The sequence below is a fragment of the Thalassospira sp. NFXS8 genome (assembly GCF_040148805.1).
In the GTDB taxonomy this organism is placed as follows: Bacteria; Pseudomonadota; Alphaproteobacteria; order Rhodospirillales; family Thalassospiraceae; genus Thalassospira.
In genome coordinates this window covers 2015569-2035568 of record NZ_JAGEMF010000001.1, presented here as the reverse complement: position 1 = coordinate 2035568, position 20000 = coordinate 2015569, and the positions used below count along the sequence as shown (strand labels likewise).

The 20000-nt window shown below is 53.0% G+C and carries 19 protein-coding genes; 9 read left to right on the top strand and 10 right to left on the bottom strand.

Annotated features, from left to right (window positions below; translation table 11 throughout):
• Positions 1-50: 50 nt before the first annotated feature.
• Positions 51-887, bottom strand: a complete 837-nt coding sequence (locus J4E05_RS09220) for an ABC transporter substrate-binding protein (protein ID WP_085588290.1) — start codon at positions 885-887, stop codon at positions 51-53.
• Positions 888-1194: 307 nt separating this feature from the next.
• Here J4E05_RS09220 and J4E05_RS09215 point away from each other — a divergent pair, with 307 nt between their 5' ends.
• On the top strand, positions 1195-1332 hold the full coding sequence (locus J4E05_RS09215; protein ID WP_349594556.1) for a hypothetical protein: 138 nt from the start codon (positions 1195-1197) through the stop codon (positions 1330-1332).
• A 112-nt stretch (positions 1333-1444) separates the two neighbouring features.
• Here J4E05_RS09215 and J4E05_RS09210 read toward each other — a convergent pair whose 3' ends face one another.
• Positions 1445-3637: a malate synthase G gene (locus J4E05_RS09210; protein WP_349594553.1), complete on the bottom strand. Its 2193-nt coding sequence runs from the start codon at positions 3635-3637 to the stop codon at positions 1445-1447.
• A 251-nt stretch (positions 3638-3888) separates the two neighbouring features.
• A complete protein-coding gene (locus J4E05_RS09205; RefSeq protein WP_085588294.1) occupies positions 3889-5211 on the bottom strand; it encodes an MFS transporter in 1323 nt (440 codons plus the stop codon).
• Between the two features lie 230 nt (positions 5212-5441).
• Between J4E05_RS09205 and J4E05_RS09200 the strand changes: the two genes are divergently transcribed.
• The 3 genes from J4E05_RS09200 (at position 5442) to J4E05_RS09190 (ending at position 8546) form a co-directional block, all read left to right on the top strand.
• Positions 5442-5666, top strand: coding sequence for a hypothetical protein (locus tag J4E05_RS09200; RefSeq protein ID WP_349594550.1), 225 nt, complete (start codon positions 5442-5444; stop codon positions 5664-5666).
• Between the two features lie 55 nt (positions 5667-5721).
• A complete protein-coding gene (locus J4E05_RS09195; protein WP_349594547.1) occupies positions 5722-6687 on the top strand; it encodes a TAXI family TRAP transporter solute-binding subunit in 966 nt (321 codons plus the stop codon).
• A gap of 77 nt (positions 6688-6764) precedes the next feature.
• Positions 6765-8546, top strand: coding sequence for a TRAP transporter permease (locus J4E05_RS09190; RefSeq protein WP_349594544.1), 1782 nt, complete (start codon positions 6765-6767; stop codon positions 8544-8546).
• A gap of 83 nt (positions 8547-8629) precedes the next feature.
• Here J4E05_RS09190 and J4E05_RS09185 read toward each other — a convergent pair whose 3' ends face one another.
• Positions 8630-9667, bottom strand: coding sequence for a hypothetical protein (locus tag J4E05_RS09185; RefSeq protein WP_349594541.1), 1038 nt, complete (start codon positions 9665-9667; stop codon positions 8630-8632).
• Positions 9668-9781: 114 nt separating this feature from the next.
• Between J4E05_RS09185 and J4E05_RS09180 the strand changes: the two genes are divergently transcribed.
• Positions 9782-10396, top strand: coding sequence for a TetR/AcrR family transcriptional regulator (locus J4E05_RS09180; RefSeq protein ID WP_349594538.1), 615 nt, complete (start codon positions 9782-9784; stop codon positions 10394-10396).
• 188 nt (positions 10397-10584) lie between these two features.
• On the opposite strand, the gene J4E05_RS24065 is transcribed toward J4E05_RS09180, so the two are convergent.
• The 3 genes from J4E05_RS24065 to J4E05_RS09165 all read right to left on the bottom strand — a co-directional run bounded on the left by J4E05_RS24065 (position 10585) and on the right by J4E05_RS09165 (position 13400).
• Positions 10585-10887: a PLD nuclease N-terminal domain-containing protein gene (locus J4E05_RS24065; protein WP_256376750.1), complete on the bottom strand. Its 303-nt coding sequence runs from the start codon at positions 10885-10887 to the stop codon at positions 10585-10587.
• Positions 10888-10974: 87 nt separating this feature from the next.
• A complete protein-coding gene (locus J4E05_RS09170; protein WP_349594535.1) occupies positions 10975-12159 on the bottom strand; it encodes a BaiN/RdsA family NAD(P)/FAD-dependent oxidoreductase in 1185 nt (394 codons plus the stop codon).
• Between the two features lie 137 nt (positions 12160-12296).
• Positions 12297-13400, bottom strand: coding sequence for a GGDEF domain-containing protein (locus tag J4E05_RS09165; protein ID WP_085588306.1), 1104 nt, complete (start codon positions 13398-13400; stop codon positions 12297-12299).
• 326 nt (positions 13401-13726) lie between these two features.
• Between J4E05_RS09165 and J4E05_RS09160 the strand changes: the two genes are divergently transcribed.
• The gene (locus J4E05_RS09160) at positions 13727-14656 is read left to right on the top strand and encodes a tetratricopeptide repeat protein (protein ID WP_246832854.1); all 930 of its coding nucleotides are present in this window, start codon (positions 13727-13729) and stop codon (positions 14654-14656) included.
• A 95-nt stretch (positions 14657-14751) separates the two neighbouring features.
• Here the strand turns inward: J4E05_RS09160 and J4E05_RS09155 are convergent, their stop codons facing one another.
• Entirely contained in the window at positions 14752-15426 is a 675-nt protein-coding gene (locus J4E05_RS09155; protein WP_349594530.1) for a D-lyxose/D-mannose family sugar isomerase, read from the bottom strand.
• A 307-nt stretch (positions 15427-15733) separates the two neighbouring features.
• On the opposite strand from J4E05_RS09155, the gene J4E05_RS09150 reads away from it, so the two are divergent.
• The 3 genes from J4E05_RS09150 (at position 15734) to J4E05_RS09140 (ending at position 18503) form a co-directional block, all read left to right on the top strand.
• Positions 15734-16471, top strand: a complete 738-nt coding sequence (locus J4E05_RS09150) for an SIMPL domain-containing protein (RefSeq protein WP_349594527.1) — start codon at positions 15734-15736, stop codon at positions 16469-16471.
• Positions 16472-16636: 165 nt separating this feature from the next.
• The gene (locus J4E05_RS09145; RefSeq protein WP_349594524.1) at positions 16637-17581 is read left to right on the top strand and encodes an rRNA large subunit pseudouridine synthase E; all 945 of its coding nucleotides are present in this window, start codon (positions 16637-16639) and stop codon (positions 17579-17581) included.
• Positions 17582-17588: 7 nt separating this feature from the next.
• The gene (locus J4E05_RS09140) at positions 17589-18503 is read left to right on the top strand and encodes a 23S rRNA (adenine(2030)-N(6))-methyltransferase RlmJ (protein ID WP_349594521.1); all 915 of its coding nucleotides are present in this window, start codon (positions 17589-17591) and stop codon (positions 18501-18503) included.
• Between the two features lie 72 nt (positions 18504-18575).
• Here the strand turns inward: J4E05_RS09140 and J4E05_RS09135 are convergent, their stop codons facing one another.
• Both J4E05_RS09135 and J4E05_RS09130 read right to left on the bottom strand, forming a co-directional pair.
• Positions 18576-19280: a ChrR family anti-sigma-E factor gene (locus J4E05_RS09135; protein WP_085588316.1), complete on the bottom strand. Its 705-nt coding sequence runs from the start codon at positions 19278-19280 to the stop codon at positions 18576-18578.
• Positions 19277-19867: a sigma-70 family RNA polymerase sigma factor gene (locus J4E05_RS09130; protein ID WP_246832836.1), complete on the bottom strand. Its 591-nt coding sequence runs from the start codon at positions 19865-19867 to the stop codon at positions 19277-19279. Before J4E05_RS09130 ends, J4E05_RS09135 begins: the two co-directional genes overlap by 4 nt.
• Between the last annotated feature and the right edge of the window lie 133 nt (positions 19868-20000).

Genomic DNA, 20000 nt, shown 5'->3' with positions numbered 1-20000 from the left:
ATGCCGTATTGCTGCCCCCTGTATGGCGCAGCAATACGGCCAGCCGTCCGTTACTTTGTGTAACCGGGAATGTCGCCCTGATAGGTATCGACATAGGAAGGCATGGTGGTCGGGATGTCGCGAATGCTTGATTGCGGCGCATAGCGATGAACAATTTCGGCCCACTCGCCGGATTTATAAATGTTCATGATCCCGGCGTTGATTTTGCCCAGCAATTTTTTGGGGTCGCCCTTTTCAACGGCAAGCGCCTGGGGCTGGTTTTGCTGGATGGTCCCGGCGATTTTAATCGGCCGTCCCTTGGCAATGAAATCTTCGGCAGTGTCGGTCGAGGTGACAACAGCATCCAGCCGCCCGGCCAACATGTCGGAAATGGCGGTGACATAATCTTCATAGCCCCGCAAGGTCATATCAACCTTGTCGTTCGAGGCCAGGTTGTCTTCCAGCCATTTATATTGCGTGGCCCCGCCCTGTGCGCCAACGGTCGCACCACAGCACATTGCGGTGATCAGGTTTTTGTCGGAATCTTTGGGCACCAGGATTTCATCGTCATTTTCCCACCACGGGATGGTGAAATCGAGAACCTTGGCGCGTTCCGGGGTGACATTCAGCCCGGTAACAAGAAGATCAATGCGCCCCTTGACCAGGGCGGGGATCAGGGATGGCCAGGGCAGGTCCTTGAATTCAACATCCAGCCCCTGATCCTTGGCGATGGCCCGCATGGCATCAATCGCGATGCCTTTATATTTGCCATCTTCAACATAGGCCCAAGGCGGAAAAGCGGCTTCAACCCCGGCGGTTAATGTTTCTGCCTGCGCATTAGCCGAAGCCATGGTTGCCATGACAAGCATGGCAGCAGCAGGCGCAAGTTTTCGAAAGATGTTTTTCATTTGTAGCCTCCTGATGTGCTGGTTTGTGAAATGCGTTGTGTTTGCCTCTGAAGGGCAACTGCATTTCCATTTTATGTGTCATTTGAAGTGACGGTGAAGTTTCATCACCATAATGAGTAAATAAAAGAATGTCTAATATAAATAATTTTCGAAAATGTGCGAGGGAATTGAAAAAATTTAAAATATGATAACAAGACTGGTAAGCATAAATGAATATTTTGTTGATTTATGACCGATAACTAGCTTGTTATTTTAAGTGGTATTACTGATATACTTAAAAAATACACTTTATGTTTAAGTTCAACTTATGGTTATTTTTGATTTTATTGTTTCATTACAAAAAAATCTTGAAGAATTTGGAATGGCAAAGGTCTTTGTGGTGGGTGTGTTGAACGCCAGATATGACAAACCCCGCCACGAAGGGGCGGGGTTTGCTCGTATTTGAAGCCCGGTAAAGCTTGTATCGCTACCAGCTTGGGCTGTTTTTTAGAACAACTGCCGGCAAAACCCGTGAGGACCGGTCGGGGGATCCACAAGGGTTTGTCAGGCAGGGGTAATCAGGCGCCGTATTTGGCCTTGGCTTCGCGACGGCGGGCATGAAGGACGGGTTCGGTATAGCCATTGGGCTGTTCACGGCCCTTGAATACCAGGTCACATGCCGCCTGAAAGGCAACGCTGTTGTCAAAGTCTGGTGCCATGTTGCGATAATCCGCATCACCGGCATTTTGCTGGTCCACCACTGCGGCCATGCGTTTCATGGTTTCCATTACCTGTTCTTCATCACACAGGCCGTGATGTAGCCAGTTGGCAATGTGCTGGCTGGAAATACGCAGGGTGGCACGGTCTTCCATCAGGCCGACATTGTTGATGTCGGGCACCTTGGAACAACCAACCCCGGCATCAATCCAGCGGACGACATAACCCAGAATGCCCTGGGCATTGTTGTCCAGCTCTGCCTGGATTTCGCTGCGCATCGGGTGCTGATCGCCCAGACGCGGGATCGCCAGAATATCATCCAGGCTGGCCCGGTCGCGCTTGCCAATTTCGTCCTGAACCGCGCGTACATCCACCTTGTGGTAATGCATGGCGTGCAGGGTGGCGGCAGTGGGAGACGGCACCCAGGCGCAATTTGCGCCAGCCTTGGGGTGGCCAATTTTGGCTTCCATCATTTCAGCCATGCGGTCGGGTTTGGCCCACATGCCCTTGCCGATCTGGGCAATACCCTTCATGCCGCATTCAAGGCCAATATCAACATTCCAGTTTTCATAGGCGGAAATCCAGTATTGATCCTTCATGGCTTCCTTGCGCACCATCGGCCCGGCTTCCATGCTGGTATGGATTTCATCGCCCGTACGGTCCAGAAACCCGGTATTGATAAACACAACCCGGTCCTGAGCGGCGCGGATGCATTCCTTAAGGTTTACCGTCGTGCGGCGTTCCTCGTCCATGATGCCGACTTTAAGGGTATGGGGCGCAAGACCGGCCGCTTCTTCGGCAAAGGCGAACAGGTCGCTGGTAAGCTGGACTTCTTCGGGGCCGTGCATCTTGGGCTTTACAATATAGATGCTGCCCATCCGGGAATTTGAAACGCTGCTATTGCCTTCAATATCGTGTTTGGCAATCACGGCAGTCATAAGGGCATCAAGGAAACCTTCGGGCACTTCGTTGCCATCCGCATCAAGCACGGCATCGGTCGTCATCAGATGGCCGACATTGCGCACCAGCATCAAGCTGCGACCGGGCAGGGTGACTTCCTGACCATCAAAGCCCTGATAGGTCCGATCCGGGTTTAACCGCCGGGTCATGGTTTTGCCGCCTTTTTCAAACTGTTCTTCCAGTGTGCCCTTCATCAGGCCCAAAAGATTGCGGTAAACCAGCGTTTTGTCTTCGGCATCAACGGCGGCAATTGAATCTTCGCAATCCTGAATGGTGGTCAGGGCCGATTCCATAATCACATCGGCAACACCGGCAGGGTGGTCCTTGCCGATGAAATGGGTCGGATCGATGGAGATTTCGATATGCAGACCATGATTGCGCAGCAAAATGGCCGTGACGGCATCGTCTTTTTCGTTAAAGCCAATAAATTGCGACGGTTGCGCCAGCGCCGTTTCGGTGCCGTCTGCCAATGTTGCCTGAAGCGCCCACCAGCCCGCACCATTATCGCGAACTTCGTATTTCACAACATCAATATGGGCACCATTGGCCAGCGGTGCTGCATGGTCAAGGAAATCGGCAGCATAGGCCACCACGGCGGCACCCCGTTTGGGGTTAAAGGATTTGCCTTTTTCCTTGCCGTCTTCGGTGTCAATGACGTCGGTGCCATAAAGCGCGTCATATAAACTGCCCCAGCGGGCATTGGCCGCATTCAAGGCATAGCGCGCATTCATGACGGGTACCACCAGTTGCGGCCCGGCAACACGGGCAATTTCGGCGTCAACATTGGTGGTGGTAATGTAAAAATCGTCACCTTCGGGCAATAAATAGCCGATTTCGGCCAAAAATTCCTTATAGGCGGCGGGGTCGCGAGCCTGATCGCGGCGCGAGAGATGCCATTCGTCGATTTTGGCCTGCATATCGTCACGCTTGGCCAGAAGGGCGCGGTTGCGCGGCCCCAGTTCTTTTACCAGCTTCTCAAACGATGCCCAGAACGCATCTGCATCCACTCCAGTACCCGGAAGGACGTCTTTTGCTACCAGGTCATGCAACACGGTTGCAACCTGCAAGCTACCTTTGCTGATTCTTTGGGTCATGTTTCCTCTCGCCAGTGTCATGATTTCACCGGGCACATGTCAGCATGCCCAGCTATCTGGACATAGCATAGGTGCCAGTACCACCCCGGGTCCACCACAGCTTTCAAATCTGTGGGATGTTTTCCGCATTATGGAAAACGTTTGAAAAGCTGAAAGGATCCGGCAGACCGCAACCTTAATTGTACTGCATTTGCGAGGCGGTCAGTAAACCGCACGTTCCATGCCGGTCCGCCTGTGGCAAAACCAACCCCTCATGATCCGCCCTGTGGGGGAACATTGCTGTTGTCGGTAGCGTCTTTTTCGGCCTGCATGGCTGTGGATTCCTCGTCGGCGGCGATTTCGTCACCCAGGGGGGATAATTCGGTTACCATAGGTGTTGTGCGTGGCACAGCAACGAATGTTCCCTGTTCTTCCAGTGTAATACGGCGACCAAAACCGGCGCGGTAGGTGGCAAAAACAGCCATGGCAAAAGCCACGATTGAAAACAGCAACGGCAAGCCCCACGGACCGAAATAATCCAGGAACATGGAACCCACAATCGGGCCAAGTGCTGCGGAACCGCCGTAAACAATCAACAGGGCGCCGCTGGCAGGGACAAAATCATCCGGTGTCAGATAGTCATTCACATAGGCCACTGAAATGGCATAGACCGGCATGGTAAACACGCCCAGTAAAGCCCCCCAGAAAGACAGGTGGGTGCGGACTGTTTCGGGCATGAGATAAGGCACCAGACCGGTCATGATCAGGCCTACCAGCAAGCCAATAAGAACATATTGACGTGGCACCATGTCTGACGCGCGGCCAATCGGCCATTGCAACATCATGCCGCCCAAAATGACAAAAAACATGAAGGTGGCGATGTCGGCGGTGGGCAGCCCCAGATCGGCGGCAAACACCGGACCAACGCCATAAATGGCGCCCGAAAAAACACCGCTGCCTGCCGCGCCAACAAACCCGAGTGGCGAAATTTTAAACAGGCGTCGCAGTTTCATGCGTTCATGACTGACGGCCGCAGGCGGGGGTTGGCGGGTCAGGGCGATAGGCACCAGCGACAGCGATAATAAAACCGATGCCAGGGTAAACAGCTCAAACCCGGAAATGGGCGACAGGTTAAGCATGAGCTGCCCCAGCGCCAAACCACCGAGCGATACCGTCATGTAGGATGCCATCATGGCACCGCGCGAATTGTTATCGACCTGTTCGTTTAGCCAGCTTTCGACCACCAGATACAGGCCCGACAGGCAAAGCCCGGTCATGGCGCGGAACAGCGCCCATGTGATGGGGTCGACAAATACGGCATGCAGGAGGGTAATGGCCGATCCGGTCGAGGCGAGGGCGGCAAAGGTGCGGATATGACCAACCCGGTTCACCAGGGACGCCCCCCAGATTATGCCGCCGACAAAGCCGGAATAATAGGACGCCATAATGATACCGGTATAGATCGGCGCGAATCCCTCGGAGGACGCACGCAACGCCAGCAATGATGATTGCAGCGATGACCCTGAATTAAGGGTGAAAGCGGCAAAGAGGGTCGCCGACAGGGCAATTATCATCGCAATAGGCGAACGCGGCATGGCCAACCTCGGGCGTTGCAGTATTTCGAAAATACCCTGCCGGACCAACAGTCATACTGTCAATCTAACAGGGTGAAACATTTATGGTTTTCAGGAACGTATTCCAATCCGGGGTGTTCCCGGAAGCGTTGGGGAAACTTCCCCGAATAGCTTGACGTGATGTGCCGCAAATAGGGTATTTTATCTGCAAATGCCAGCATTCAATGCGCAACCATGGCACGAAAACAAACATGGCAGAAATGTCATTATATAGCGTCGCCCTTCAATTGGGGGTTGGCAAGCCCTTTCACAAGACAATGGCGGATCCAAATGCGATGGAAAATGCTGCGTTGCGACGGGCTGCTTTCATGCCGACAAGTTACTTGACCTTTGCTACCGGGATGCCTTCTATGATTTGGAATTGGTTGAAATTTGCGGAAATTTGCCCTGCTGTGGGCGGAATTTTGCGTCTATGAATAGCAAACGGCCAGATGGAAGATTATGGGGCTGGCCGAAAAACGGGAGGATAGCTTGAAAGTTTTACGTACAATCGGTGTTTTGGCCGCAGGATTGGGCCTGTTGGGCGCATGGAGCACAATGGCACAGGCCGAAACCCGCGTTACCCTTAAATCGGCAAAATCGGCATCGTCCTATTATCAGATGGCAGCCCAGTTTGCCGAAGCCGCCAAAACCGGCACCAGCGGCGATATTATTGTGACGGTCGAGGAAAGCCAGGGGTCGGTTCAGAACGTGATGGAAGCCTCGGTACGGCCGGGCAACTATATGTTTACATCACCGCCCGCGCTGGTTGCATCGGCACAGGCTGGCACCGGCCCGTTTAAAGGGCGCCCGACCGACAAGTTTGCCGAAGTTCGTGCCCTGTTTCCGATTCCGTCGCTGACCATGCATTTTGTGGCCCGCGCAGATCGCGGTATTAACAGCTTTGCCGATCTTGAAGGTAAGACTGTTTTGCTGGGCAAAGGGTCTTTCGGGGCGAAAGAAGGTGAAAAGTACCTGGAACTGTTTGGCCTGAACGATAAGGTTAAACTTGCCAGTGCCGAATTGTCCAATGCTGTTGCTGCCCTTAAAAACGGGCAAATTGATGCTTTTGTGACGGCTGGCTCGTGGCCTGCCCCCAACGTGATCGAGGCCGCGGCGGGCATGGATGTAAAGGTTTTGTCACTTAGCGATGATCAAATCGCCAAAACCGGGCGTGATCTTGCGGTTATTCCGGCGGGCACCTATAACGGCCAGACGGATGATATTCATACATCCTCTTTGTCGGTTATCGCCTATGCTACCACCGCCATGGATGACGACACAGCCTATGCCCTGACCAAAACCTATTGGGGCCAGAAAGCCAAAATGGGCCAGGATGCCCAGTGGTGGAAAGGTGTTACCCCTGACATGCTGGTGAATATCACCGGTAAAATTCATCCCGGTGCGTTGCGGTATTATGCCGAAGCCGGTTTTCCGGTACGTGATGATCAAAAATAGGCGTCCTTGACGTAATCTGCCCTTGCGGCCCGGTGTGTCAGTTCCTGTTGCACCGGGCCTTCTGTTTCAGGAATATCATGCAATCTGCTTCCCATCCGGGCCTTGCCCGTCCGGTCTGGATCGCCCTTGGGGCTGTATCCATTGTTTTTCATCTGTGGCTGATTTTTTCCGGCCTTGTTCCCAACCTGGTAAGCCGTCCGTTACATATGGCGCTGGCTTTGCCGTGGGCGTTGATATTTGTTGCCAAAACGCCATTGCAAAAAGTTAGCGGTACGATTTTAACGGCGATTGGGCTGTTTGGTTGTGGCTGGATCGCGGTGCATCACAGTGAATTATCCGATCAGTACGGGTTTTTGGCCGATAATTTCCAGGTCGTTGTTGCGCTGGCGTTGTTATTTATTGTTCTGGAAATGGCACGCCGGGCGATTGGCTGGCCGTTGCCGCTGGTGGCATCACTGGCGCTGGCATACGGGTTCTGGGGCCAATATATTCCCGGTGAATTTGGTCATGGTGGCCTGCCGGTTGAAAGCATGCTGGGCACGCTTACCATTGCCGAAGGTGGCTTATGGGGCAGCCTGACGGGCGTTTCTGTTAGCATTGTTGCGATTTTTGTTATTTTTGGCGCGGTGCTAAATGCTGGTGAAGCCGGGCAGGGCTTTATGAATGTGGCAGGTGCTGCTGCCGGGCGGTTGCGCGGCGGGGCGGCCAAGGTTTCAGTAATTTCGTCGGCTTTGTTTGGCTCAATCTCCGGCTCGGCCTCGGCGAATGTGGCCTCAACCGGGGCAATCACCTTGCCCGCGATGACGCGCCTGGGCTACCCCAAGCGCCTTGCTGCCGCGGTCGAGGCCGTGGCGTCATCGGGCGGGCAGATCATGCCGCCGCTGATGGGGGCCGGGGCCTTTGTGATGGTGGAACTTACCGGCCATCCCTATTCTGAAATCATGGTGGCGGCATTACCCCCGGCGATTTTGTATTTTCTGGCGGTATGGATTGGCATTAATGCCTATGCCGGGCGTTATGACTTGCCCGGTCTGCCTGACGAAGACCGGCCAACCCTGCGCGCGGTGGTGATTACGTCGGCCTTCTTCCTGGTGCCGTTTACGGTGCTGTTATGGGGCATGTTTGGGGGGGGATATACCCCGCAATATGCGGCGTGCATTGCGCTTTTGGCCGGGGCGGCCTTGTTGTTTCTTGATGCCGGGCTGACCTTTGATTTACGCCGCAGTCGTGATCGATATATCGATGTGTGCCTGAATGCCGGGCGTCAAATTTCCATGATTGCCTCGATTATTCTGTGTGCGTCGATCGTGATTGGTGTTTTGGGCCTCACCGGGCTGGGTGTGAAAATTACATCGCTTTTGCTTTCCGGTTCGGGGGGGATGTTGTGGCCCGCCTTGTTCCTGACAGCTATTGCCTGTCTGGTTTTGGGCATGGAAGTGCCGACAACGGCAGCTTATGTGATTTGCGTGTCCGTTGCGGGGCCTGCCCTTGGCGAGTTGGGCCTTGATCCGTTGCAGGCACATTTGTTTGTGTTCTGGTTTGCGTTGCTTTCAACCATTACGCCGCCGGTGTGCGGGGCAGTGTTTATTGCCGCAGGTATGGTCGAGGAAAACTGGCTGAAGGTTGCAGGAACGGCAATGTCGCTTGGTGTCGGGTTGTATCTGGTGCCTTTGGCGATGGTGGCAAATCCATCCCTGTTGTTGCTGGGGACCAACCCGGTTTTTGCGATTGGTGCGTCGCTTAAGGTGGCTTTGGGCCTGGGTGCCATTTCGTTCGGTATTATTTCATCGCGAACGTGGCTGGTGCGACTGGGGCTTATTGCCGTGGGGGCCGCAATTACCTTTCTATTCGGGTTTTAGGACCAAGGTGGATTGAACAGGGGGAGCCGAAAATCGGTTCCCCCTTTTTCGTTGTTCAGGTGTTTTGGGGGATGGGGCTGATGTTAGGCAAATGGATTTTCAGCTTGCCGTCTGGCATCGGGGTCCAGGGTCAAAACCCTGCCGCCGATTGCATCTAGACGGGCAAAATAGCTTTCAGAACCCAGAAGCTGAAAGGGAAAATACAGCCCGGAGGGTGTTGGCGTTTTGCCATCCAGCCCCAATAATCGTTCAAGTGTCATGGCAACGCCCAGTGCCGTCAGAGGCATTTGGCCGTCGGGATGGAAAACTGCCTGATGGAGCTGCAACGGGGTGCCGTCTTTGTCTTTACCGGCAATCTCGATGATGATTTCCGTCGACATCTGTTTGCCCTGACGACGCGAAGATGTAACCCCAACTGCCAGATCAAATGCAATATTGGCGGCGTTTGTTGCCGTTGCCAACCCCATGACGTCATAAGGTGAAAGTGCAACGGCTTCGTGCAGGGTGCCGTCGATGGCGCGGAAAGTGGATTTTGTATTTTCACCGACCCGCCAGTAAAAGGCACCGTTTTTGCGCGTTAATGCGGCCGGCAGGGTTTCGCCCAAACGGTGCATGTCAATTTCTGCTGCGGGGCCACCTGAATCTTTTTCATCAAGTAATGCGCCGATTTTTATTGTGTTGATGGATGCAATTTTTTTGGCCATCTCCAGCGCCGGGATCGTAACCGCACCGACAAGCCATTCAGCCCCTAACACAACTGCCGAGGCACCGGGATTGTGCATAAAGGCGGCCACTTCCGGGGCGATTTCTGACGCGCCGGAAGAAATGCTGATATGGGGAATGCCGCGTATTTGTGCAAACCGCAGCCCTGCCAGCGCGTCGTCCTTGAAAAAAATGGCAACTGCGCTGATTTCACGTTTTCCCAGGCCAAGATCTGCGGCTTCAATGTCAATTTTGATGCTTTCCGTATTGTCAAAATTTGCAGCGACTTTTTGTGCTTTGGCAAGGTCTCTTCCGCCAATTATCATCGGAATGCCTGGGTTTTGCGCCTGCAAATGTTTTGCTGTTTGCTGACCGACGAAACCGGCGCCACCAATAAGCAGAATGGGTGCGACTGACATTGTATTACCTTTCAATCTTTCAGGGCTTCACCTAGTATTGCCCCATCAACGATATATGTTACCAAAAGTAACTTACTTAACGTAACTTACTTTTGGTAGGTTTTGCAAGAGGGCATGTCATTGGTCAGGCAAGCGACGGAAAAGGGGACGGTAAAGGCTTCTGCCGGGCGTCTTTCGAAGGCCGAAAGACGTGAGCAACTTTTGGGTGTTGCCCAAAATATTATCCGTGAGGAGGGGGCCGACCGGCTAACACTGGCATATCTGGCCGCGCAGGCCGGGGTGACAAAACCGATTTCCTACGAGCATTTTGGGACCCGGGCGGGTCTGTTGCTTGCCCTTTACAAAAAGCTGGATGAAGTTCAGACCAACATGCTTCGCGAAGCCCTTAGCAGTGTGCAGGGTGACGTTGCCGAAACGATCGATATGCTGTCGCGCGCCTATATGCATTGTGCTGCGGATAGCAACGGTGAATGGCATCTTGTTGCGGCGGCTTTGTCAGGAAATGAGGGCGTCGGGCCAGTTCATCAGGAACTGCTTGATAATTATGTTGCGCTTTTCGTATCTGCCATGGTGCCCTTTACCTCGCTTGATACAGACGAGTTAAAACGACGGTGTATCGGGCTGGTGGGGGCGGGCGAGGCGCTTTCGCTGCAAATGGTCAATGGTTATTGCACCGAGAAAGAGGCCGCACAAACATTTGCCGCCCTTATATCTGGCGCGATTGCATAGTGCTGATTTTGACGTGCTGACGGGCAGCATGACAGCATGCTTTTGTTTGATAAGCACCAGGCCGGGGGAAGTATTGCCAGCATTTTCTGGCTTGAATGCAAGAAATGGATGCTAAAATCAATTAGCATCCATTTTCGTATATATTTTACCAGAATCTAATATTTCGGCAGTCGCCGGAAATTATCGTGCTAGGCGCGTGCGCCGCGCGGTCCCGCAAAGAACCAGATAATAAGGCCAAGAACCGGCAGGACAAGAATGAGGATTGTCCATAGAAGTTTTGCGCCCATACTTGCGCCGCTGCCAAATACATTAATAATTGCCCAGATATCGGCAATCAGAATGATAATTCCTAATATGCCACCAAATCCTGTCATAACCCAACCTCGTTTGTTGTTTAAAAGGTGGTTTTCCCCACCCTTGGCTATTTGCCAATTAACAATGAAACGTCGGTTGATGGGTAATGTTCCCGTGGCAATATTTGTATTACCCATCACAGAAACATGTTTTTCTGGCGGTCATCACGCTGTCGGGCGTGGCCTGCAAAGAAAGGAATTACACCCATTGCAAGGGGCAATGAATTAAACCACCTGCCCCGCACACCAGCCCGATGACCAGGCCCACTGGAAGTTAAATCCGCCCAGATGGCCGGTAACATCAACAACTTCGCCGATGAAATAAAGCCCCGGTGCCTTGCGGCTTTCCATGGTTTGCGACGATAATTCGCGGGTATCGACACCACCCAGTGTAACCTCGGCGGTGCGGTATCCTTCACTGCCCTGGGGGGCGATCTGCCATTGATTAACGTCGCTTGCCAGTTTGCGCAGCGCCTTGTCGCCGGTTTCGCCAATCGGGCGTTCCAGGCCGTGTTTTGCGGTAATATATTGGGCGAGGCGGTTGGGCAACATACGTGACAGCACGTTATGCACCATCTGTTTCGGTGTTTCTTCCTTGGCCGCTTTTAACAACTCAAATGCATCCTGCTCGGGGTTCAGGTTGATCTGGATGGCTTCGGCTTCACGCCAGTAGGATGATATTTGCAAAATGGACGGCCCGCTTAACCCGCGGTGGGTAAATAACAATCCCTCGCGAAAACGGGTTTTTTGATGCGCAACAATCGCATCCACCGAAATGCCAGCCATCTGACCCAGATCGGCGCGGGTATCAGGGTCGAATGTCAGCGGTACAAGGGCCGCCCGTGTCGGAATAATTTCAAGGCCAAACTGGCGGGCAATTTGATACCCAAAACCGGTTGCGCCAATTTTGGGGATCGAAAGGCCGCCACAGGCAACCACCAGCGACTGACAATGCCATTTTGCACCGCTTTGCGATGTTACAAAATATCCGCCATTCGGGGCCGCTTCTATTTCCTTGATGGTGGTTGACAGTTTGATTTCAACATCGACATCGTCACATTCGTCCAGCAGCATATCGATGATTTGAAACGAACTTTCGTCGCAAAAAAGCTGGCCCAGTGTTTTTTCATGCCAGCCAATATTGTATCGGTCGACCAGGGCAATAAAATCGTGCTGGGTATATCGTTTCAGCGCGGAAACGCAGAACCGTTTGTTTTGCGAAATGTAGTTTTCCGGTTTGGCATGCAGATTGGTGAAATTACAACGCCCGCCGCCTGAAATGCGGATTTTTTCTGCCGGTTTGTCGGCATGGTCAATGACCATTACCGAACGGCCCCGATTGCCTGCTTCGATGGCGCACATCAGGCCTGCTGCACCGGCCCCAATAACGATTACATCCAGGTTTTTCACGGCCGCTCAATTCTTTTCTGTCATGACATAAATGGAAACGGCCTGCTTATAGGCTGAAATTGCCTTCCTGTCAGCCTTTGCGCCCTGATGTGGCAACATAGTTCGTAAAAGGGGTGGTTGGCGGCACGGGCGCGGGGTCAGGCGGGAATGCTTTTGGGCGGCCGAAAATCGCTGTCGCGGGTAAGGGCAGGTTCGGACGCGCTGTTTTTAGCAGCAAGCGGCATTCTTGCTGGTATTGCCAAAGGTGCTGTCTGGGCCGGAATTTCTTTTAAGGCATCCTCGGTTACAACACAGTTGCGGCCTTGTTGCTTTGCCAGATAAAGCGCCTGGTCTGCCCGCTGGATCAGACGGCCCAATGGTTCGCCATACTCAAAACAGCCAACACCAATAGAGACGGTGATCCGTTCTATTGCTGATCCGTCGATTTCGCTAATGACATCCTTCTGGCGCACATTTTGGCAAATAATTTGTGCCAGTCGCCGGGCGCTTTCAATGTCGGTTCGCGGCAAAATAACAGAAAATTCTTCGCCACCGTATCGGGCCGCTGTATCGCGACCCTTGATATTGTTGCGCAATGTTTGCGCAAGTAAACGAATAACCTGATCGCCGATCTGATGGCCATAGGTGTCGTTAAACTGTTTGAAATGGTCGACATCAATCATCAGCAGGCACAACGGTGTGCCGGTTTCCATTGCTTCCATGGCCCGATTGCGCAATTGCTGATCAAACATTTTACGATTGGCGATGCCGGTCAGCGGGTCGGTCATGGCTTCGCGGCGCATTTCTTCCAGATCCTGGCGCAAGCGCGAAATTTCAGACGAAACCGTATCGTCGCTATCAAAGGCATTTTCCAGTTCCGGCGCAGCCTCCAAACTTAACCCGCTATCCTGCGCATGGGCCGAGTGCGTATCGGTTATGTGCGGTGGCGGTGCATCGATCAGGCGGGAATGCAGAGGCGGGTTTTGCCCCATGCCGGGAACATGATTATTCGTTGTCGGGCTGATCGCCTGCGAACCAAAAAACCGCTCATACAGGTAATGGCAGCGCAACGGGTCAAATTCCTGATGATTGGACCGCAAAATATCAATGGTTTGAGTGAGTTCGGCACTGGTGCCCGACAGGTAATGATAAAACAGCGCATAATTGGCGGGCGTCGGCGCGATATCCAGACTCGAAAGCAGCGCGACAGTTTCCCGCGCAACCTTTCGTGCCTGTTTTAATGCGTCGACATGTTCATTCATCAGTCATGCTGTCCTGAGCGTTTTCCGCAAAATCGGGTAAAAGCCGCATCACACACGAAGCCGGAACCTTGCACGGTTCCCAGTTTGATCCCGGACGATTGCATGTAGGTACATGGGTATGTGAGGCACAGAATTACTAAAAAGAAATATAGTATTTCCCATCCTTTGTATAGGTGCCGGGGGGCCGGTTTTGTCTTGATTTGGGTCAAAATCGGCAAAAAGGTTTGATCCGTTTAAAAATCAGGCAATTATAGCCTCTACAAACAGGTTTGCAGAAAATTGGCAAATCAAGAAAAACAACCGGGAGGATCAGGGTGTTGGCATCAGTGCGCGCAAAACTAATGTTATTGTTGGCATTAATCGGTTTGGTGGTAGCGCTTCCTGCCCTTGCACAACAGGTATCGGAACCGGCCGCAGGCGAGTCTCCTTCGCAAATTGTTGATTTGCGTAAAGTGACAGCCGAGGAACGCAGCAATCTTCCACCGTTGATGGAACGTTATCTGCTTGATGAAATCAAATCGCTTCGTACCGACATGCAGGGCATGCGCACCGATTTGATGCGCGAAGTGGTTAACCGCCAGCTTGAAGCAATCGATAAGGCGATCAGCTATTCGTCAAACACAGTTACCTATTTTTTCTATTTTGTCGCGGCTGTCGGCGCCTTGCTGACCATGCTGGGGTGGCAATCGTTGCGCGAGCTTAAATCCAGTGTGCGTTCGCTTGCCCATACCGAATTGCGCCGACTGTCAGACGAATTTGAAACACGGTTGAGTGCGCTGGAAGAAGAACTGCGTCAAAAAAGTCAGGTGATTAACGACAATCAGCGCGAAATCGAGCGAACCCAAAGCCTGCATGCCTATTGGTTGCAGGCCAACCAGGTGACCAATCCCCGTTCCAAGATCGAGATTTATGACCGGATGCTGGAAATGTCGCCCGGTGACCCGGAAGTAATGGCCTATAAAGCCGATGCCGCCCTGATGCTGGGCGAACGTGACTGGGCCTTAAGCCTGTGCAATCGCCTGTTGGCCGAAGCCCCTGAAAGCGCTAACGGCCATTATCAGCGGGCTTGTGCAAATGCCGGGCTTGGTTTTCGCGAGGCCGCCCTGGCCGATTTGCATCGGGCTGTGGAATTGTCCGATGCCATGCGCCAGCCGGCATGGTCAGAAGTAGAGTTCGAAGGCCTGCGCGACATGCCGGAATTTGCCGAAATACTGGGGCCGCGCAGCGAAGGTGATAGCACTCGCCCCGCCGAGTAACCTGTTTCCGAGCAAGCTGTTTGCCCAAAAAACACCACCCGGAATATGCCCGGGTGGTGTTTTGTATGTCGGGCAGATCAAATAGATCGACCGAATTATTTGCCCAGTTCGTTCCACAACGGGTGGATCGGGGCTTCGTCTTCGTCAATTTTGGTAAAGCGGGCATCGGTATCGAAGAAATAGTTATCGGCCAGATCATCATTGACCTGTGAAACTTCACCGACAATTACAGCACCCTTGCCTTCTTCGCCGTAAAAACGATGCACCATGGTGCGCGGCAGGGTAACGCTTTGCCCCGGTTCCAGCACAATTTTGCCCCCGGCAGGCAAAATATTCAGTTTGCCATCGGTGCGGACATGCACATCGCTGTCCTTGTCCATCTTGCCATCTTTGGTCAGGTTATAAAGTTCAACCACCAGGTTGCCGCCACCACGCACAATGATGTCTTCCATCTTGACCTTGTGGTAGTGCCACGGGCATTCCTGATTTTCGCCAACAATCATGATTTTTTCGGCATAGGGGACTTCGCCCGGTTGGCGCAAAATGCCATTGCGCAGGCAAAACAGGATCAACCCGCGCTCGGCAAAGCGGCCTTCGCCGTAATCGGTAACGTCCCAGCCCATCTGATGGTCGTTGCACCATTTTGCCAGATCAGGCTGTTTTTCCCATTCTTCGGGCGAAAAGTGGGCCCATTCAGGCAAACGAAAAGAGATGGAATTGTAAAGTTCCTTGGCGTGATTGATGCAGGCGTTGATTTCTGACCGGCGCATAAGGGCATTCCCCGAAGGTTGTTGTGCAATAATGGATGGCCATTTCGGGTGGCAACATCCACAAAAAGATGCGTGGTTTTAACATGACCAATGGTTTTGTGCGACGAGAATTTGAATGCATTCAACCCTGACGAATTACAATCAAAATTTGACCATCATTGGCATGTTTAGTCAGTATATAGGTTTAATTAACGCGGGTCAGCCTTTGGCAGGGCAGGCGGGTGGAAATTACAGGTTACCTGTTGCTGCCCGGGCAAGTTTGATGTGACCTGCATGTTGCTAAAAACATGATTATAAAACAGAGGGAATGGAACGCGATATGGGCAAAATTTCGGGTGTTATTGCCGCTTTGTTTGTGGCTGCCGGTCTTGTTGGTGCGGGGGCTTTGGTTGGGCAGGGCATTGTCAATATGCGTGCCCTTGACCGTTATGTCACCGTCAAGGGGCTGGCAGAACAGGACGTAAAAGCAGATCGCGCCGTGTGGCCCATTACCTATGTTGCGACCAATGATGTGTTGCAAACCGCACAGAAGAAAATTGACGACGACACCGAAATTTTACGCAAATTTCTTGAAGATCACGGCATTAAACGTGATCAGACGGAGCTGCAAAATTTGCAGGTAACAGACCAGCTGGCCCAAAGTTATCGTTCTGGTCCGGTGGAAAGCCGATATATCGTAAGTCAGACCGTACAGGTGCGTTCCGACGATGTGGATGCCGTTGCCAAGGCGTCACAGGATATTGGCAAACTGCTGCAAAACGGCATTGTTCTAGGCGGCCAGGGGTACAATGCCGGGCCAAGCTATATGTTCACCAAGCTAAACGATATCAAACCGGAAATGATTGCCAGGGCAACGGCCAATGCACGTGAAAGCGGGCAGCAATTTGCCAAGGATTCTGGCGGTAAACTGGGCGGGATTCGCCGGGCGACCCAGGGGCTGTTCCAAATTCTGGCGGCAGACGGTGCGCCAAATTCGACTGAATCCAATCAGATCAATAAAACGGTTCGGGTCGTCACGACGATGGAATATTTGCTGGAAGACTAGACCTGTTATGTTGCGCTGGACTGTGTGAGGTAGCATTACGCTGCAATGATTTGTTTTACGCCCGTTTGGCCCGCCGTTTTGCACTGGCAATCGGCGGCGGGTCGGGCGTAAAGTTTTATCTGCCCGGATTGACTTGTCGGCAAAAAGCGGTTTTATGCGGCACTTATGGCGCGCTTGATTTTACTTAATAAACCCTATGGGGTGTTGACCCAGTTTACCGACCGCGAAAACGGGCGGCAGACCTTGGCCGACTATGTCAATTTACCGGGTGTTTATGCCGCAGGAAGACTGGATCGCGATAGCGAAGGTTTGTTATTGTTAACAGATAATGGGCCGCTAAACGCACAAATTGCCTACCCCAAATATAAAAAGACCAAAACCTATTGGGTGCAGGTCGATGGCGAACCCGATGACGCTGCCCTGAATGCCCTGCGCAAAGGCGTTATGCTGAAAGACGGTATGACATTACCCGCCAGCGTGCGCCGGATCGACGAACCAACCCGATTGTGGGAGCGTGACCCGCCAGTGCGGTTTCGCAAATCCATTCCAACAAGTTGGCTGGAACTGATCATTTCCGAAGGACGGAACCGTCAGGTGCGCCGCATGACAGCTGCGGTGGGGTTTCCCACCTTGCGGCTGGTGCGCTATGCCATTGGCGACTGGACGCTGGATGGACTTTGCCCGGGGCAATGGCGCGAAATTGATGTTCCTGCCCCGAAATCACAACCGCGTTCCACCGCGGGGAAAGTTTCGGCTGGGCGACCTTCTTTTAAGGCCACAGGCGGGGCATCGTCCGATGTTTCATCAGGTTCCAAATCAGGTTCCAAATCACGTGCGACATCACAATCGTCTGCGCGGCCCGTGGCCCGGCCTTCGGGTTCTTCTGCCGGGCGGTTCGATACGGTGGAAAACCGGCGGGTATCAAAATATAAAAGGCAGCCTTTTTCGCGCCAGGAAAACCGCCAGGCCGATGGAAAAGATGCCGGTTTGAACGATGCAGGTGCAACCCGTCCGCCGCGGCGTGGTAACAGTGGCCCGCCGAACACAAAATCAAAAAACAAACGGCACGAAGGCAAGGGGCGGCCTGCCCGCCGCCCAATAAAGGATTGATCAGGATATGCTAAGCTATCTGCACGGATTTCATGCCGGAAATTTTGCCGATGTTCATAAACATTCGGCATTGGTGCTGATTTTGGCGCACCTGCAAAAAAAGACCAAACCGTTTTGCGTGATTGATACCCATGCCGGGGCAGGCTGGTATGATTTATCAAGCCTGCAGGCCCAGAAAACCGGCGAATGGAAAGGTGGAATTGCTGCGGTGCAGCATGAGAATCAGGTGCCGGTGGCAATGGTGCCGTATCTGGATCTGATTGAAGACTTCATACCGGAAAATCGTGGATTTTCCGATGATTCCGGTGCGGAAGGTGACGTGGGCCCGGATGGCGATACATATCAGGAACCGCCACTTTATTATCCGGGATCCCCCTTTATTGTGCAGAAAATGCTGCGCGAAAATGACCATTTGGCTTTGATGGAGTTACATCCGCGCGAATACGAAACACTGGATCGCCGCATATATCATGATCGCCGGGTAACCCTGCAAAAACGCGACGGGTATGAAGGGTTGGTGGCCATGGTGCCACCTGCCATTCGCCGGGGACTGGTTCTGATGGACCCCAGTTACGATGTGAAGCAGGATTATGCCCGTGCGGCACGGTCGATTATTGCGGCCCATCGTCGCTGGGCAACGGCAACATATATGCTGTGGTATCCAATTCTCGAAGACGGGTTTGACCACGAATTGCATGCTATGTTTCGCGAAATCCCGGCGGCCGGGGGTGTTTTATGCAGTGAAATTGCCGCGAGTCACGGTGGTGGCAAGGGGCGGATGCTGGGATCGGGCCTGCTGATTGTTAATCCGCCCTATCAACTTGATGAACAATTGGCAGACATTGGCGAATGGTTGCGCGATGTGGTGCATTTGCCTGGCCCCGGTGTGCATTTTCAGGACTGGCTGGTGAAAGCCCAATAAAAAAGCACCAGCCCCTGATATTGCAGGGCTGGTGCAGTCGGCAAGTAAACTGTCATCGGTCAAACCGGCATGTTACATCCCGATAAAGGGTTGCAATAATTTGGGCAAAATACCGTTGAATTTAAGCGGTGCATCGGTAGCAATCAGGCAAATGCAATCTTCGGCGGTGTCGGCAATCGGCTGATGATCGATATCATCGGCCAGATCGGCAACATCCCCCGCGCGAAAACGGCCCACATCATCGATATAGGATCCCTTCAGCAGCAGGGTCATTTCGTGCCCGCCATGCCCATGATCGGGAATGCTAACACCCGGCGCAATTTTAAGTAGCCGTACCGTGCCCCTGGTTTGCACCGATTTTAACGGAAAATGCTTTACGCCCGGCGCCAGCGAGCGCCACGGAATGTCTTCCAGCGATAAAATGTTATCGGGCAACAGGCTTGCCAGCGGGGTTGGAAGCGATGGCACCGCACTGCCGGTAATGCTGCCGCCAACGGCCACGCGGCGCGGCATTTCTACCGGTGCTGTGCGGGCGTTCTCATTGGCACTTTCCTGCTCTATCATTGCCATAACATGGTCCAGTGCGTCGCTATCCATGCTCAGGCTTTGATTGTCGTTCAGCATGGCGCCGCCGCAGGCTTCAAATTCGGCAACCTTCTCGCGGCAGTGCGGGCATAAGGTCATATGGGTGGCAACGACCAGTTCCATGGCCTGCGATAACGATCCGCCGGCATAGGCCAGCAGCGTTTCGTCGGTTGGGTGATGTTTGATATTCATGCCACACCTTCCAGTCCACTGCGCATTTTACCCAGCGCCAGTCGCAAGCGTGACTTTACCGTACCTAGCGGAATTTTCAGCCGCTCGGCAATTTCGCTATGCGATATTTCTTCAAAAAACGACAATTCTACGACCACTCGTTGATCCTGTGGAAGTTCGACCAGGGCTGCCTGTATCAGGGCGGCCTGTTCGCTTTGATTAACGAGTTCGTCCGCAATCGGGCTTTCGTCAACAATCAGCGTTGGGTCGCTTTCATCCACTTCGATATGTTTGCGTTGCCGTAACCGGTCGATCCGCAGGTTACGGGCAATGGTAAAAATCCATGTGCTGGCCGCGGCTTTTTGCGGGTCAAACAGATGGGCCTTGCGCCAAACCTGCATCATTGATTCCTGTGCAAGTTCCTCGGCCATTTCCTGTGTGCCGGCAAAGCGAAACATATAGGCCTTAACCCGCGGCCCAAAATGGGCGAATAGCCGGGCAAATGCTGCCCGGTCGCGAGAGGCCGCAACCGCAACAATCCAGTCGGCATACTGACGTGCTTCTTCCGGGTTGGCCGGGGCGCGTCGGTTTGTCGCTGTGCCGTTCATATGTTTCCCTGGCCCTTCATCGGACCGAACCACGACATTGTGCATCATAAGTCGAGATACGGTCTTTGTTATCTGTTGGATCATCCGGGTTGAAAGATTTGATCATCGCCCCCTAATTAATTGACGGGCATTG

Bases quoted from the DNA above. Each gene is read 5' to 3' on its own strand.
- J4E05_RS09220 (WP_085588290.1), bottom strand. From the start codon at position 887: ATGAAAAACATCTTTCGAAAACTTGCGCCTGCTGCTGCCATGCTTGTC.
- J4E05_RS09215 (WP_349594556.1), top strand. From the start codon at position 1,195: ATGGTTATTTTTGATTTTATTGTTTCATTACAAAAAAATCTTGAAGAA.
- J4E05_RS09210 (WP_349594553.1), bottom strand. From the start codon at position 3,637: ATGACCCAAAGAATCAGCAAAGGTAGCTTGCAGGTTGCAACCGTGTTG.
- J4E05_RS09205 (WP_085588294.1), bottom strand. From the start codon at position 5,211: ATGCCGCGTTCGCCTATTGCGATGATAATTGCCCTGTCGGCGACCCTC.
- J4E05_RS09200 (WP_349594550.1), top strand. From the start codon at position 5,442: ATGGCAGAAATGTCATTATATAGCGTCGCCCTTCAATTGGGGGTTGGC.
- J4E05_RS09190 (WP_349594544.1), top strand. From the start codon at position 6,765: ATGCAATCTGCTTCCCATCCGGGCCTTGCCCGTCCGGTCTGGATCGCC.
- J4E05_RS09185 (WP_349594541.1), bottom strand. From the start codon at position 9,667: ATGTCAGTCGCACCCATTCTGCTTATTGGTGGCGCCGGTTTCGTCGGT.
- J4E05_RS09180 (WP_349594538.1), top strand. From the start codon at position 9,782: ATGTCATTGGTCAGGCAAGCGACGGAAAAGGGGACGGTAAAGGCTTCT.
- J4E05_RS24065 (WP_256376750.1), bottom strand. From the start codon at position 10,887: ATGGGTAATACAAATATTGCCACGGGAACATTACCCATCAACCGACGT.
- J4E05_RS09165 (WP_085588306.1), bottom strand. From the start codon at position 13,400: ATGAATGAACATGTCGACGCATTAAAACAGGCACGAAAGGTTGCGCGG.
- J4E05_RS09155 (WP_349594530.1), bottom strand. From the start codon at position 15,426: ATGCGCCGGTCAGAAATCAACGCCTGCATCAATCACGCCAAGGAACTT.
- J4E05_RS09150 (WP_349594527.1), top strand. From the start codon at position 15,734: ATGGAACGCGATATGGGCAAAATTTCGGGTGTTATTGCCGCTTTGTTT.
- J4E05_RS09145 (WP_349594524.1), top strand. From the start codon at position 16,637: ATGGCGCGCTTGATTTTACTTAATAAACCCTATGGGGTGTTGACCCAG.
- J4E05_RS09140 (WP_349594521.1), top strand. From the start codon at position 17,589: ATGCTAAGCTATCTGCACGGATTTCATGCCGGAAATTTTGCCGATGTT.
- J4E05_RS09135 (WP_085588316.1), bottom strand. From the start codon at position 19,280: ATGAATATCAAACATCACCCAACCGACGAAACGCTGCTGGCCTATGCC.
- J4E05_RS09130 (WP_246832836.1), bottom strand. From the start codon at position 19,867: ATGAACGGCACAGCGACAAACCGACGCGCCCCGGCCAACCCGGAAGAA.